This window comes from Mycobacterium sp. 050272, from assembly GCF_039023525.1.
GTDB lineage: Bacteria > Actinomycetota > Actinomycetes > Mycobacteriales > Mycobacteriaceae > Mycobacterium.
In genome coordinates, this window is sequence record NZ_JBCHKV010000039.1 from 1 (window position 1) to 14,097 (window position 14,097).

Genomic DNA, 14,097 nt, shown 5'->3' on the forward strand with positions numbered 1-14,097 from the left:
ACGAGGGGTTTGGCGATTTCTCATCCTGCCGCCGAAGGACCCGTCCTCCTCACATCCCGACCATGTCGGCGTCTACAACGTCATGACCCGCAACAACTAGCTGGGACTGACAAACCTCTCCCTGCTAAGCGGCTAGCCGAGATACCCCCTAGGGGTAAACCGGTACGCTGTCCTCATGAACCTTGCTACTTTCGTCGGTCGCCGCGTTGAGTTTGTGGGGACGTTCGGCGCTATCGCTACGGTCCTTGTTATCGGTGGCTGTAGCAACGGCATGTCGACTCACGCGACGAGCACCACGCCGGGTGTATCGGCGGCATCGACCGCGCCAACAATGTCGAGCATGCCGGGGATGACCGAGCCAATGCTCGCTGGAGATGGGCTGTCGGCATCGCAATTCGGGTTCACGCTTGTGCCCGCCGCCACCATGCTCACGGCCAACACCGCCGGCACCTTCACCTTCAGGATCACTTCGCCCGACGGCGAACCAGTCACTCAGTTTGTCCCCGAGCAAACTAAGCTGCTGCACTTCTATGTGATCCGCTCGGACCTGACAGGGTTCGCGCACTTGCACCCCATCATGGCCACTGACGGCACCTGGACTGTCGCGTTACCCGCGATGACGCCGGGTGACTGGCGGGCTTTCACTCAATTCACCGCCCGCCACCCGAGCGATGTAGCCGTTCCGTTGGTGCTTTCGACACCGCTGACGGTGCCCGGACAAGCCACCACCGCACCCCTGCCTTCGTCGAGCAACATCGCCAGCGTCGACGGCTACACGGTCTCCGTGTCCGGGCAGCCCTCCGCAGGCCAAAACAGTTCGGTCACATTAGATTTCAACAGCGGTGGTGAGCCTGTCACCGAGTTGCAGCCTTATTTGGACACTTATGCTCACGTCACCGCCATCCGGGCCGGAAACCTGGCTTTCGCACACATGCACCCGAGCAGTCCGGTAACTAGGGACCGGGGCGGCCCGAGCCTGAGCATCGAGTCGGCTTTTCCGGCCTCCGGGAACTGGCGGTTGTTCATCGAGTTTCAAACCGCTGGCATCGTGCACACCGCCGAAATCACGCTCCACGTCAATTGAGACATGGACCTTGTAGGTGCGCCACCGGTCCGGAGAGTTCGATTCGGTACCTGATCGCGGCCATAACATCAGCAGCATTTCGGCTAAGCCGGTCAATCCTTGTCAGCAAAATCGACTCCACGTGCGCGTCGGGAGTGATCGAGAATATTGTCCTCACGCAGCAATTAGACCGAGATCCACGCGATACCCTACCGGGGTACTGTTTTGGGCTATGAACGAGACTGAAACCTGCCACTGTAAATCCACCGGTTGCACGTGCAACGACTCCGCGTGTATCCACGCAGCCAGTTGCAAGTGTGGTCACCCCAAGTGCGCGTGCAACCACTGATCACCTTCAGCCAAGGCCTCGAGCGCCTGTCGGTGCCTTGGCTGTTCGCTGGAACCCGACTAAAAGAAAAGTTGAGGCGTCGGCAACCGTATACCTGCTCCGCAGTCAGCTTGAGCCGCAGGTAAAACAGCCCGCGAAGCAGAACGCGATGGGATCGGCCGAGACATCGAGTGTCCTGGGGTGACTCTACTGGCCGCGCTAAATCAGCATTCGGCCGCCGAAACCACCCACCGCCACGCTGGAACGAAACCCCGCCTCCGGGCGGTGCTCGGCGCACCCGTTACGCCCGCCGAATTATCAACCGACGAACTGAAAGGCAGAACTGGTGAAGAATTCGCTGCGCCCAACTCGGCGCGGGTGCCGTTTGCCCCCTGATTACGCCGACCGTTCGGCGTAAGACGATGGTGTCAACCGAGACATGTGGGTGGGCAAAGAGCCGAACGGTTCAGCCGCACGGGAGCAGACATTTGCCATTTGCTATCAGCCGTATGCGCGAGGGGTTCGACAGCGAAACACGGCTGTCATGGGTCCTGGCCGCGCTGGCCGGATTGATTGGTGCCGCGGCGTTCACTCACTCCGCCGGATACTTCGTGACTTTTATGACCGGCAACACCGAACGTGCCGCGTTGGCATACTTTCGCGATCAGCCCTGGCCCGCAATAACAGCGGCGCTGTTGGTGGCAGCCTTTGTCGGCGGCGTGGTGGTTGCGTCATTGTGCAGACGCCATCTTTGGGTTGCACATCCTCATGGCCCGACGGTCCTCACCGCCTTGTCGCTGGGGGGCGCCACCTCCGTCTGCCTCGCCACACATGGGTGGTCGGCAACAGCGGACCTCTCCCTCGAGCCAATTCTTTTTGTCGCGTTCGGCGTAGGTGCCCTCAATACTTCATTTGTCAAGGACGGCGAGGTGTCAACCCCGCTGAGCTACGTGACCGGAACGCTCGTGAAGATGGGCCAGGGCATTGAACGCCACATCAGTGGCGGCTCAGCAGCCGCGTGGTTGGGATACCTTCTGCTGTATATAAGCTTCATCGTGGGTGCCACCATCGGTGGTTCTATTAGCTTGGTAGCAAATGGATCTCAGATGTTGACAATCGCCACGATCTTGTGCTCGCTCACCGCCGGATACACCTATTTCCATGCCGACCGACGTGTCCTTTTGAAGGAGTCAGATAGCAGACGTCCATCTCGCCTTTCACTGCTGAGAATGACCCGGTTGGTTAGCCCGCTCGGGAATCAGCCGCCGACGAACTGAAAAGGCACAGTTGGTGAACAACGCGCCGCGAGCAACCCCCCCGTGGGCTCACGACATGCTTACGCGCCGAAGCTACGGGGGTTGACGCAGCTGATAAATTATCGGCGATTGTTAGAATACTGAAATCAGCTGGCACACAGCGTAATCGGCAGCATACAAACCCTGCATATTCCTTACGGTTTTTGCAGGGTATTCGTGGCTGTCGGTCGCAGGCTTTGAGTACCCAGGGGCGTCGGGTATGGCTTGCCATATTCTGCCTTGTGATGGCTCGGATCGATTGGCCGCCCGGCGTTCCGCGACGACTCGAGAGGTGCGATGCAAATCGCTGTGTAAGGACACGTCGGCGTAGTCGTCTGGTGGGTTCAAAGACCGACAACGAACACCGAGGTGGTTGTGCCACAGCAACTATGGGCCGGCGTTGATGCCGGCAAGGCAGAGCACCATTGCGTCGTTATCGACGTTGACGGCAAGAGGGTGCTCTCGCGGCGGGTAGCTAACGATGAGGCGACACTAGGAGAGTTGATCAATGCGGTCACCGCGCTGGCTGATGGTGGCGACCTCACCCGGGCGATTGATCTGGCCGGTGGTGGTGCTGCGTTGCTGATCGCCCTATTAACGGAGGCCTGCCAGCGGCTGCTCTATATCCCCGGGCGAAGTGTCTATTGCGCGTCGGGCAGCTATCGCGGCGACGCGAAAAGCGCCGCGAAAGACGCGGCGATCATCGCCGATCAAGCCCGGATGCGCCGTGATCTGCAGCCGTTGCGTGGCGGCGATGAGATCACTGTGGAGCTGCGCATCTTGGCTGCCCGGCGCGCTGATCTGGTGGCCGATCGCACCCGAGCCCTTAACCGGCTGCGCGCTCGGCTGTTGGAGTGCTTTCCGGCCCTCGAGCGGGCGTTTGACTACGGTCAACACAAGGCCGCGCCGATCCTGTTCACCGGTTACCAAACCCCCCGAGGCACTACGTCGCGCCGGCGCCGCGCGGCTGGTCGCCTGGCTGCGGAAACGCAAGGCCCGCACTGCCGAGGCGGTGGCCGTCGCCGCACTCGAAGCTGCCCATGCCCAGCACACGGTGTTGCCCGGACAAGATCTGGCCGTCGCGATGGTGGCCCGGCTAGCCCAGGAGGTGATCAACCTCGACACCCGAAACCGCCTACACTGAGACAATGATCGGGGAGCGATTTCGCCGCCACCGGTACGCCGAAATCATCCTGAGCTTGCCCGGGTTCGGGGTCATTCTTGGCGCCGAATTCCTCGCCGCGACAGGGGGAAACATGAGCGCTTTCGACTCCGCCGATCGTTTGGCTGGTATCTGCGGGCTCGCACCGGTACCGCGTGATTCCGGGCGCATCAGCGCAACCTCAAACGCCCCCGCCTCAATCACCGACGACTCTTGCGCACCTGCTATCTTGCCGCTCAAAGTGCCGCCCGCACCAACCCCGCTTCCCGGGCCTACGAAGACCGCAAACGTGCTGAGGGCAAACACCCACCGACAAGCAGTCCTGGCCCTGGCCCGGCGACGCCTCAACGTCCTGTGGGCCATGCTGCGCGACCACACCACCTACCAAATCCCAACCGCCGCAGCGGCTTGATAAACCCATCGAGAATCGATCCCGCCGTGTTCCTGCCGCATTACGGGCGGGGGGAGAGGGTGTTTGGGACATGGGCAGTCTGGGTCGTTTGGGACGGTCGGGGTTTTTTGGGACGTTTAGGGCCTATCGGGTCTATCGGGCCTATCGGGCCGCAGTTGAGGCCGACAATGCAACCGCGCAGACTAGCCCCGGGTCTACCCTCGGCGACGCCTACGGGAGGGGCCGGAGGTGTGGGTGCTGGCGTCACGACGAACGCAGTTGTCGTCATTCTCGGCGTGCTTGGCAACTTGTCGTCGCCCCCACCATTAAATCCGACCGCCAAAACAACTGCAGCCGCGCCACCGACCAGCGCGAGCGATTTCCCAATTTCAGATTTCATTAGATTCTCTCTTCTCTATCGTGTTGTCCGCTTACTCCCGCGGTCGTGCGCCGAGACCCAGACCGGGTAGGGAATTGAGGCCCCAGCACGCGGGGCAAAAGGCTTGTGGCGGCGAGGGATCTTCCGCACGACCGTGGTGATCGTTTGGGTTCTTGATCGAAAGCTCATCCGACGATGAGCCAAGCCACCACGAGCGTGGTCCGATCGCCGCTTCGACAGCGGGTTCTCGCTTTAAAGTGCGCCCTTGACAAGGTCATTGGTCACTGGCCGCGCGAACGAGGTGCAACGGCCTGACGCTGACCGATCAGCGACGCGCTAGACAGAACCGCGTCAAGACATCTCGACCCGCAAGGGCGACGGGGACGCCGCGGGGCGGGCCCCGCCTCGCCGCTGTCGCATCGTGGATAGCTGAACCGAGGATGGTGGTCACCGCTAGGGCGGTCCCCAGCGCGACCAGAGCCTTGGGCGACAGTGGCAGCACCGCCATCGCGAACGCTTGGGGGCATGCCGGTGACACCGTGCAGTCGGCAGCCGAATGGTCAGCGTTGACGGCGAATCCGGCGCTCGGGGATGCGTAAGAGGTGTGTGCTGGATTCGATTGAGAAGGCTCGGATGGCGCCAGCCAACAACCGGCGACGCCGACGAGCGCCCACACCGTGACTACGATCATCGTGGCCGAGCGTCCCGTGCGCGCCTTCGATTGCGGTCGTGGGGCTCTGCGAGAGATTGCGAAGAGCGAGTGGAGCGCTGTGCTCGCCACAATCACCACCAATCTTGTTCGCGCTTTCGGCGGTCTGCCGACCCAAAATCCAGTGTTATCCTTCCAGTGGACTAGAAGGTCAAGGGAGGGGCGCATGCAGATCGGCGAGCTGGCGAAACTGGCCGACACCAGCGCCAAAACCATTCGCTTCTATGAGGACTCGGGGCTGCTACCGCCGCCCGCGCGCACTGCGTCGGGTTATCGCGACTTTCGGCCTGAAGTTGTGGAGCGGTTACGGTTCATCCGTCGGGGCCAAACGGCCGGGCTGACCTTGCGGAAGGTCCGGCAAATCCTGGCGATTCACGACCGTGGCGAGGTGCCGTGCGGGCACGTCCGACAAGTCCTAACCGCTCGCCTGGACCAAGTCCGTGCGCAGATCGCCGAACTCAATGCGCTCGAAAGTCACTTGCAGGCCCTTCTTGACTACGCTTCGCAGGCCGTACCGACCGAACACGACCATTCCACGGTGTGCTGGATCTTAGAAAGCGACCTGGATGCCGGCGCAACCATCGGGCATCGTCATCCCAGCGACGAGACAATCAGTACGGGCGGCGTATAAGAACCCGCGAAAGCCGTTAATTCCTAGGCTATTCGGCTACGGTCACGTCAACACCTTGGGCGCCCGGTGATCTTGCGCTGGCGGGCACCGGCTTCACCGCGGCCCGGGCGTCGAGGTCCCACCGCCTCCATTTTATGAGATGAGGTGGGTGACAAATGTGGGATGTACCAGTAGCGCGACGCCGAGGACGACGAGTGCTGCCGCGGTCGCATGCCTGAGCTGGTCGCCGAAGGGCGTCACTTTTTCCAGCCAGATGACGACCGACAGCGCCAGCATCCACCCCAATTGCATTGTGCCAAAAGCGATTAATACCAGCATTAGCATCCAACAAGAACCAAGACAGTAAATGCCGTAACGGCCTCCGGCGAGCAATGCGCGGGCTGGACTGTTGAGGTTGTTGCCGGACGCGCCGGACAACAACGTGGTTCGGCGGCAATAGCGCAGGCATGTCGCCTTGAACGGCGTGAGCTGATGCAGCCCCGCGATCAGGGCCACCGCGCCGGCGACGCGGCCGACCCACGGACAGCTATGGAGCACCGGGTTCAGATGGGTCGACGCGAAAAAGGCCGGCACGCCAACAGCGGTCCACACGGCCAGGTATCCGGTCACGAAGACGATCGCCGCAGCGGCCCTGCCGCCCGCGGCGCGGGCGTAGCGGCCAACCACTGGCAATGCCGCGGGGAGCATCATGGCAGCCATCATGGCCGCCCACGCAATGAGGAACGCGGCCAGCGACATCGTGGATTGGCTGTCCATCGGCATGGCGTCACCACGCATACCCGCCGCACTGACCACTGACCACCACCAACCCAAACCCGCCAATCCCAACAGCACTGCCGGCAACCAGATATCAGTCCGCGACCATGCACGCCCTTGGCCGTTGTCCACTTAAGACACTCCCTTCAGTGATTCCCCGAATGCGATAACTACTCGAACAGTACCCACCCCGGGTGGGGTGGGGTATGCTCGGACGAATCGGATGTCGATGGGAGCGATGAGGCGGCTATGAGCGAGGAATTGACAGCGAAAAAGCACGCGGCGCTGAACCGGCTCAAGACGGTTCGCGGCCACCTCGACGGGATCATTCGGATGCTGGAAACCGACGCTTACTGCGTGGACGTGATGAAGCAGATCTCAGCGGTGCAGTCCTCGCTCGAGCGTGCCAACCGGGTGATGCTGCACAACCACCTGGAGACGTGTTTTTCCTCGGCGGTGCTCGGTGGCCGCGGACAAGCCGCCATCGAAGAGTTGATAGATGCCGTCAAATTCACCCCAGCATTGACCGGCCCGCAGGCCCAGCTAGGCGGCGATGCGGTCGGCGAACCCAGCGACAAAGAGCCGGCGACGGCAGGCAGCCGCGAGTAACGACCACCAGCTTTTGGTGCTGGCCATTAGCTACGACAGCCACCGTGTGGCTGAGGAATAGAGATGAAAGGGAGCGTTGAAGATGTTGGTGCTGCATGGATTTGTGGCCAAGGCGGTACCCACCGTGGTGACCGGCGCGGTGGGGGTTGCGGCCTATGAGGTGCTGCGCAAGGGAATCGCGAAGGTTCCGCTGCGCTCGGCGACCGTCACCCTCACCGCCTGGGGCATCCGCGTGGCCCGTGAGGCCGAACGCAAGGCTGGCGAGAGCGCTGAGCGGGCTCGCCTAACCACGGCCGACGTGATCGCCGAGGCCAAAGAACGCATCGGGGACAACGTCACACCGGTGGTGAGCGACCCGGGCAACACCGATGACAACTGACACCGTCGCCGATGGCGAAGTCAAGCTGAAGGTCGTCTCGGACGCGTCGGGACGAATGCGTGTGCAGGCCAGTGGGTTTCGCTTCGACACGGTTCGGGCCGTCGCGATCGAGGACATGGTCGCCAGCGTGAGCGGCGTGGATGCGGTGTACGCCTACCCACGTACCGCATCGGTCGTGGTGTTGTATTCGCCCGAAAGTTGCGACACCGCTGCGGTTTTGGCGGCGATCACCGAAGCGCGGCACGCCCCGGCGGAATCAGTGCCCGCGCGTGCCCCCCACTCGGCTGATCCCCGCAACACCGGCATCGTGCGAAAAATTGCGGGCGGCATTCGTCGGCTGTTCGTCCGCTCACCCGACGGTGATCAGCCGACCAACACCGGTGGCGGCTGCGGGTCGGGGCCGGCCAGCTGTGGGCAGCTGTCACCGCGCGAGGACAACCAGCGCCAGCGCCGGACGTGGCTGCGACGGCTATGGCTGGCCATGCCGCTAGGGCTGCTAGCGATGGCATCGCCGATGCTGTTCGGTGCCTACCCGTGGGCGGGGTGGTTGGCCTTCGCCGCGACGCTACCGGTGCAATTCGTCGCCGGCTGGCCATTCCTCAAAGGGGCAGTGCTGCAAGCGCGAGCGTCGAGCGCCAATATGGACACGCTGATCGCGCTGGGCACATTGACCGCTTTCATCTACTCCACCTATGAGTTGTTCGCTGGTGGCCCACTGTTTTTCGACACCGCCGCGTTGATCATCGCGTTCGTCGTACTGGGCCGCTATGTCGAGGCCAGAGCCACCGGCAAGGCGTCGGAGGCGATCAGCAAGCTGCTGGAGATGGGCGCCAAGGAAGCCTCCCTGCTCGTAGACGGCCAGGAAGTGCTCGTCCCGGTCGACCAAGTGCAAGTCGGAGACCTGGTGCGGGTCCGGCCCGGCGAGAAGATCCCCGTCGACGGTCAGGTTGTCGACGGGCGTGCCGCCGTCGACGAGTCGATGCTGACCGGCGAATCCATCCCGGTGGAAAAAACCGTCGGTGACCATGTCGCCGGAGCCACCGTGAACGTCGACGGCATGCTAACCGTGCGCGCCACCGCCGTAGGGGCCGACACCGCGCTGGCCCACATCGTGCGCCTGGTCGAACAAGCCCAGGGCGGCAAGGCCCCCGTGCAGCGGTTGGCCGACCGGGTCTCGGCGGTGTTCGTGCCGGCCGTTGTCGCGGTTGCCGTCGCGACGTTTGCCGGCTGGACGGTGCTGGCCGGCAACCCGGTCGCGGGCATGACCGCGGCCGTCGCGGTGCTCATCATCGCCTGCCCATGCGCACTGGGGCTGGCCACCCCCACCGCGATTACGGTCGGCACCGGCCGGGGCGCCGACATGGGGATCCTGGTCAAGGGCGGTGAGGTCCTGGAGGCCTCCAAGAAGATCGACACTGTGGTGTTCGACAAGACCGGCACCCTCACCCGCGCCCAAATGCAGCTCACCGATGTCATTGTCGGTAAGCGCCGACAGCCCGATTACGTGCTGGGGATCGCCGCCGCCGTCGAATCGGGCTCCGAACACCCGATCGGCGCAGCCATCGTTGCGGGTGCCCGCGAGCGCGATCTCAAGATTCCGGCCGCCACGGCGTTCACCAACGTCGCGGGCCACGGAGTGCGCGCCGAAATCGACGGTCACCCCGTGTTCGTCGGGAGACGCAAGCTCATCGACGAGCACAATCTAGATCTACCCCAGCACCTTGCCGCAGCGTCTGCAGAACTCGAAACCCAGGGCCGCACTGCGGTGTTCGTCGGCCGCGACGGCCAGGTTGTGGGCGTACTCGCGGTGGCGGACACGGTCAAGGACGACGCCTCCGCCGTGGTCGCTCAACTGCACGCGATGGGACTACACGTCGCCATGATCACTGGCGACAACGCCCGCACCGCAGCTGCGATCGCCACGCAAGTCGGCATCGAGCGAGTGTTGGCCGAGGTGTTACCCGAGGACAAGGTCACCGCAATTCGGGCACTCCAAGACGAGGGCCGGGTGGTCGCCATGGTGGGCGATGGCGTCAACGACGCACCCGCACTGGTCCAAGCCGATCTGGGAATCGCAATCGGCACCGGTACCGACGTGGCCATCGAGGCCTCAGACATCACCCTGATGTCCGGCCGGCTCGACGGCGTTGTGCAGTCGATCGAGCTGTCGCGGCAGACGCTGCGCACCATCCATCAAAACCTCGGCTGGGCCTTCGGCTACAACACCGCCGCCATCCCCCTTGCCGCACTCGGCTTACTCAACCCCGTCATTGCTGGCGCCGCGATGGGATTCTCCTCAGTCAGCGTCGTCACCAACTCACTACGGCTACGCCGCTTCGGCCGCAACACCCACCAGCAATCGGTCATCAACCGCCAACCTGCACCGGCATTGACCCAGTGACTTGCAGAGAAGAACGAGAGAAGCGATGACAGACACAGCGGATTTAGCTGCAGCAGAAACTATTTCACCACTGTTGAGGTTTAGGAGGCAATGCGATGACGACTTGGTACGGCGGCTGGGGCTGGTGCAGCCCAATGGTCAATACGCCGGCAAAGCTGCTGTTGTTGGGCGCCGTCTTCACGGCCATCATCCTTGCGGTGCGGTCTGCCGGTAGGCGGTCAAACGATCCGCCCGCCGCTGCGCCTTATGGCCGGCCCGAAGGCGTGGTAGCGGCCCCCATTCCCCGAAGCAAACCAGACAACGACGACTTTTACCGACGGTTGATGTAGGCCCGTAAAGCCCTGAACGCCAGGTTCGTTCACCGCAGACACACGACCAAGGTTCCCGGGAGGTCATCACATGGCTAAGCTCACCCGACGGGCAGTACTCGCTACACTCGGCGCCAGCGCGGTGGCGGGTATCGGGTACGCGCTTCGCGGCGTCCTTGGTCCGCCCGTGCTGCGCATTCGCCTAACCGACGGCGGCATGATGGGTGCCAGTCCGGCCGACATGAGCCTCTACATGGACATGTTCAACCGACACACTGAGATCACCCGCACCGTCGAGGAGATTCCCGGCGGCGTACGCACCACCACCCAATCAAACGCCGCCGAGCTCACCGCCAAACTGCACGCACACGTATCAAGCATGTACTCCCACCTCAACCAGGGCTCCGAAGTCATGTGCATGAGCCAAAGCCTGCCAACACTATTCCGCAACGCGGGCAGCTACCGCCGCCAGCTGACGCTGACTCCCACCGGCGTCATCGCCGAGGAAACCTCCGACGATCCCATCCTTGCCGACGCAATCCGCGCCCACGCTCGTGAAGTCACCGGCTTCGTACGCGACGGAATGCCCCCGATGATGCAAGGCATGATGGGCGGAATGATGGGACCTGGCGGCCGACCATAGTCGCCGGCAACGCTGCAGAATCTCACTGTTCTTGTTGGAGCGAAAGGCGGGCTCCTAGCCCCTAAATGGGGGCTGTCCTGAACAACCTGAATCGAACTCCAGATGCGGTCGCGCTGGTTGTCGACGACGCATGATGGGACTAGACGCCGAAGTTGCGGACAAGGGAGGCGGCGTGGCGAATCTGTCGGAGCTTCAACATCCGCGGTTTGCGCGGGTGTATCAGCGGATAGCGCCGATTCCGAGATCCGTGGAACGGCCGAATACCGAGACCGCGCGCTGGCTGGGCTGAGCGGGCGTGTGATCGAAGTCGGCGCCGGCAACGGAATGAACTTCGCGCATTACCCCGGGACCGTGGCCGAGGTCGTGGCGGTCGAGCCAGATGATCACCTGCGACGATTGGCCAAACGGGCCGCCGCTAACGAAGTGACGTTGTCGGCGCTGTTGGAGCTGATGGGAAAGATCTTTTCGCCGAAGAATCCGCCAACGTTGTCCTACAGGGCGGCCAATTGTCCTGGTGCGCAAGCCGGCCCGCCGGCGTTGATCGCGCTCATCGAAAATCCCCAGGTGTGCTCGCCGAAATTCCTCACCTGTGAGCAGCGGTCAGTGTAGTGCTTGGCGGTTTCCAGTGGTGGTTCGGCGCAGGGTTTCGGCGGCGGCCTGGTGGTCGCGTAGGCGGTAGGACTCGCCGTCGAGGTTGATGACCACCGAGCGGTGCAGCAGGCGATCGAGCATGGCGGCCGCGACGGTGGTGTCGCCCAGGATCTCGCCCCACGCACCCACACCGCGGTTGGTGGTGATGACGATGCTGGTCTTCAAATACCGTTGGGAGACAACCTGAAACAATGCCGAAGCGGCTTCGGCGGGCAACGGAAGATACCCCAGTTCATCGATCACCAACAGCGTCGGTCCGGCGTAGAACCGCATGGTGGTAGCCCAGCGTCCCTCGATCGCGGCACGATGACACCGTGCAGCCAGATCCGTGGCGGTGGTGAAGTAGGTGCGGTAGCCGGCATGTGCTGCGGCCCTTGCCAATCCGACCGACAAGTGCGTCTTTCCTGTTCCCGGCGGACCGACGAGCAAAATGTTGGTCGCCGACTCCAGATAGCGGCACGTGCCCAGCTCGTCGATCAACTTGCGATCGATCCCGGCGGCGGCATCGACATCGAAATCGGTCAGCGTAGCCGGGGTGGGCAGGCAGGCGAACCGCAAGCGGCCGGCCAGCCGACGGGCCGTGGACGCCTCGACCTCGACGGCCAGCAACCGCTCCAACGCGACGGTCAGCGACAGCCCCTCAGCGGCGGCCTGGTCCAGAACGGCGGGCAGGGCTTCGGCGGCAGCGGCCAGTTTGAGCTCGCCCAGATGCGAGCGCAGTTGCTGATAGCGACTCGCCGCCGCCGCCGGGGATTCCTCGTTCGTACTGGTGGTCTTCGGGGTGCGTGCAGTGGGGGTCATTGGATGGTCCTGTTCTGTGCGGCCCGCTCATATACGGACAGATCGATGACGGTGGACTCGGTAGACGGAGTTGAAGTTTCAATTCCGGTGGTGGATGGCTGCTTGAGTTGAAGCAGTTGCGCGGCAGCGGCTTTGGCTGCCGGCCCGGGTGGGATGCGTTCCTTGCGGCGGTGCGGACGACCGGTTGCTGCGGTGGCCATCGCCACGGCATCCAGGGCGATGACATGGCCGCTGTCACGCACCATCACCCCAAGCCCGTCAGCGGCCATCCGGTGGCGGGCGATCACGATCCCGCTCATCGTCGCGATATCGCAGAACGCACCGCCGACCGGATGGGACACCACCACGTTGGCGGCGGCGAGCTCCGGGGGCACCGAGTAGCGGTTGCCGCGGTAGGACACCAACGCCTGGCGCGAGGCGGTGCGGGCCTCTGCCACGATCACCGGATACGGCACCGCCGGCACCGGCTGCAAAGGTTCGGCTTTGGCCACCACGGCGACCGAGGACCGGCCATCGGCAGTGGCCCGCAGCCGGGTGTCGCCCCGCACCCGGGCGAAGCGATCCAGGCTCACCTGAGCCGCCTCGACAGTCATGTCATCGGCCAGGGTGCGCCACCAGCGCTGCGCAGCGGTGTGATTGACCTTCTCCACCACACCCTTGCGATTGCCGCGCCGCGACGGACAGATGGCCACCGAGACGCCGTAATGCTTGGCCACCCCGGCGAACGACGCAGTCACCCGACCGCTGCCCGGGTCGCAGACCGTGGCCATCCGATCGAACCGCCACACCCTGCTCACCCCACCCAGACCACGGGTGACGCGATCCAGCCCCGCAACCAGGTGCGGCTGATCCTCGCTCGGCGCCAAAAAGCCGCGCCACTTACCCGAATGCGCCAGCGAGCCGACCAACAGGTGCGCGGTCTTGCCCCAGCCCCACGAGGCCGGTGGATCGGGCAATTCCAGCCAGTCCCATTGAGTTTCGTCCCCAGGCACGTGTGGGATCACCGCGTTCGGCCGTTGGGTGGCCGTGCGGCAGGCCTCACAGACCGGGCGCAGATCGCGGGCGCGGATGTTGCGGGTCAGGCTCTGATACGACAGCCCGAACCCCAGGTCTTCGAGTTCGTCGAACAGGGTGCGGGCCCACAGGTGCGGGTCCTCGGTCAGCCGCGCGGTGACGTAGCCGACGAACGCATCGAACGGATCCGGTTCGGGCCGGGCACGCACCCCCGGCTTACCGTCACCAGCCAGATACTTGCGGACCGTCTTGCGGTCGAAACCGGTGTGGCGGGCGATCGCCGAGATCGTCCAACCACGCTTGGCCAGGGCATGTACTTCCACATCGTCCTCCCATGTGAGCATGAGAAAGCGGGCCTCCTTCGGGCAGTGCTGCAGGCGCCAGACACCAGCAGCATCGAAGGAGGCCCGCCCTTCTCGGCGGAGCCACACGGGTGGGGAATTTCGATGAGCGTCAGTGGGGAATTTCAGTGAGCGCGGTCAGCGTCTTACTGTCCGGCCACCAACACCATTGTGGTCGACCTACCAGCCCTGGTGGCGATGGGGAGACCTGCTGACATGACAGAGCATGCCCTGCC

12 protein-coding genes and 4 pseudogenes are annotated in these 14,097 nt (G+C 63.6%); 12 read left to right on the forward strand and 4 right to left on the reverse strand.

Going from position 1 to position 14,097, the window contains the following annotated elements; translation table 11 throughout:
- Positions 1–279 precede the first annotated feature (279 nt).
- Positions 280–492, reverse strand: a complete 213-nt coding sequence (locus tag AAHS21_RS31315) for a hypothetical protein (protein WP_342931199.1) — start codon at positions 490–492, stop codon at positions 280–282.
- 85 nt (positions 493–577) lie between these two features.
- Between AAHS21_RS31315 and AAHS21_RS31320 the strand changes: the two genes are divergently transcribed.
- From AAHS21_RS31320 to AAHS21_RS31335, 4 genes and pseudogenes are all read left to right on the forward strand, one after another.
- A complete protein-coding gene (locus AAHS21_RS31320) occupies positions 578–1,084 on the forward strand; it encodes a hypothetical protein (RefSeq protein WP_342931200.1) in 507 nt (168 codons plus the stop codon).
- A gap of 816 nt (positions 1,085–1,900) precedes the next feature.
- Positions 1,901–2,668, forward strand: coding sequence for a YoaK family protein (locus tag AAHS21_RS31325; protein WP_330981526.1), 768 nt, complete (start codon positions 1,901–1,903; stop codon positions 2,666–2,668).
- Positions 2,669–3,061: 393 nt separating this feature from the next.
- A pseudogene (locus tag AAHS21_RS31330) lies at positions 3,062–4,260 on the forward strand (IS110 family transposase).
- Between the two features lie 1,233 nt (positions 4,261–5,493).
- Positions 5,494–5,958 (forward strand): heavy metal-responsive transcriptional regulator, encoded by a 465-nt coding sequence (locus AAHS21_RS31335; protein WP_330981530.1) that lies wholly within the window; start codon positions 5,494–5,496, stop codon positions 5,956–5,958.
- 132 nt (positions 5,959–6,090) lie between these two features.
- Here the strand turns inward: AAHS21_RS31335 and AAHS21_RS31340 are convergent, their stop codons facing one another.
- The gene (locus AAHS21_RS31340) at positions 6,091–6,846 is read right to left on the reverse strand and encodes a DUF2182 domain-containing protein (protein WP_330981525.1); all 756 of its coding nucleotides are present in this window, start codon (positions 6,844–6,846) and stop codon (positions 6,091–6,093) included.
- A gap of 117 nt (positions 6,847–6,963) precedes the next feature.
- Here AAHS21_RS31340 and csoR point away from each other — a divergent pair, with 117 nt between their 5' ends.
- The 7 genes and pseudogenes from csoR to AAHS21_RS31375 form a co-directional block, all read left to right on the forward strand.
- Positions 6,964–7,323, forward strand: coding sequence for a copper-sensing transcriptional repressor CsoR (gene csoR / locus AAHS21_RS31345; RefSeq protein ID WP_330981524.1), 360 nt, complete (start codon positions 6,964–6,966; stop codon positions 7,321–7,323).
- An 85-nt stretch (positions 7,324–7,408) separates the two neighbouring features.
- Positions 7,409–7,702, forward strand: coding sequence for a DUF1490 family protein (locus tag AAHS21_RS31350; RefSeq protein ID WP_330981529.1), 294 nt, complete (start codon positions 7,409–7,411; stop codon positions 7,700–7,702).
- Between the two features lie 55 nt (positions 7,703–7,757).
- On the forward strand, positions 7,758–10,103 hold the full coding sequence (locus AAHS21_RS31355; protein WP_330981528.1) for a copper-translocating P-type ATPase: 2,346 nt from the start codon (positions 7,758–7,760) through the stop codon (positions 10,101–10,103).
- A 95-nt stretch (positions 10,104–10,198) separates the two neighbouring features.
- Positions 10,199–10,432, forward strand: a complete 234-nt coding sequence (locus AAHS21_RS31360; protein WP_330981523.1) for a hypothetical protein — start codon at positions 10,199–10,201, stop codon at positions 10,430–10,432.
- Between the two features lie 70 nt (positions 10,433–10,502).
- Positions 10,503–11,054: a hypothetical protein gene (locus tag AAHS21_RS31365; RefSeq protein ID WP_330981522.1), complete on the forward strand. Its 552-nt coding sequence runs from the start codon at positions 10,503–10,505 to the stop codon at positions 11,052–11,054.
- A gap of 172 nt (positions 11,055–11,226) precedes the next feature.
- Positions 11,227–11,468: pseudogene (locus AAHS21_RS31370) on the forward strand (SAM-dependent methyltransferase); the annotation flags it as partial.
- A 3-nt stretch (positions 11,469–11,471) separates the two neighbouring features.
- Positions 11,472–11,591 (forward strand): annotated as a pseudogene (locus AAHS21_RS31375) (hypothetical protein); the annotation flags it as partial.
- A gap of 63 nt (positions 11,592–11,654) precedes the next feature.
- Here AAHS21_RS31375 and istB read toward each other — a convergent pair.
- The gene (istB, locus tag AAHS21_RS31380) at positions 11,655–12,506 is read right to left on the reverse strand and encodes an IS21-like element helper ATPase IstB (protein WP_330981546.1); all 852 of its coding nucleotides are present in this window, start codon (positions 12,504–12,506) and stop codon (positions 11,655–11,657) included.
- On the reverse strand, positions 12,503–13,864 hold the full coding sequence (locus AAHS21_RS31385) for an IS21 family transposase (protein WP_330981545.1): 1,362 nt from the start codon (positions 13,862–13,864) through the stop codon (positions 12,503–12,505). The genes istB and AAHS21_RS31385 overlap by 4 nt, the downstream gene beginning before the upstream one ends.
- Before the next feature lie 138 nt (positions 13,865–14,002).
- Here AAHS21_RS31385 and AAHS21_RS31390 point away from each other — a divergent pair.
- Positions 14,003–14,097, forward strand: a pseudogene (locus AAHS21_RS31390) (hypothetical protein); the annotation flags it as partial.

Coding starts and splice junctions, on each gene's coding strand:
- AAHS21_RS31355 (WP_330981528.1), top strand. CDS start 7,758: ATGCGTGTGCAGGCCAGTGGGTTTCGCTTCGACACGGTTCGGGCCGTC.
- AAHS21_RS31385 (WP_330981545.1), bottom strand. CDS start 13,864: ATGCTCACATGGGAGGACGATGTGGAAGTACATGCCCTGGCCAAGCGT.
- csoR (WP_330981524.1), top strand. CDS start 6,964: ATGAGCGAGGAATTGACAGCGAAAAAGCACGCGGCGCTGAACCGGCTC.
- istB (WP_330981546.1), bottom strand. CDS start 12,506: ATGACCCCCACTGCACGCACCCCGAAGACCACCAGTACGAACGAGGAA.
- AAHS21_RS31360 (WP_330981523.1), top strand. CDS start 10,199: ATGACGACTTGGTACGGCGGCTGGGGCTGGTGCAGCCCAATGGTCAAT.
- AAHS21_RS31320 (WP_342931200.1), top strand. CDS start 578: ATGGCCACTGACGGCACCTGGACTGTCGCGTTACCCGCGATGACGCCG.
- AAHS21_RS31365 (WP_330981522.1), top strand. CDS start 10,503: ATGGCTAAGCTCACCCGACGGGCAGTACTCGCTACACTCGGCGCCAGC.
- AAHS21_RS31335 (WP_330981530.1), top strand. CDS start 5,494: ATGCAGATCGGCGAGCTGGCGAAACTGGCCGACACCAGCGCCAAAACC.
- AAHS21_RS31325 (WP_330981526.1), top strand. CDS start 1,901: ATGCGCGAGGGGTTCGACAGCGAAACACGGCTGTCATGGGTCCTGGCC.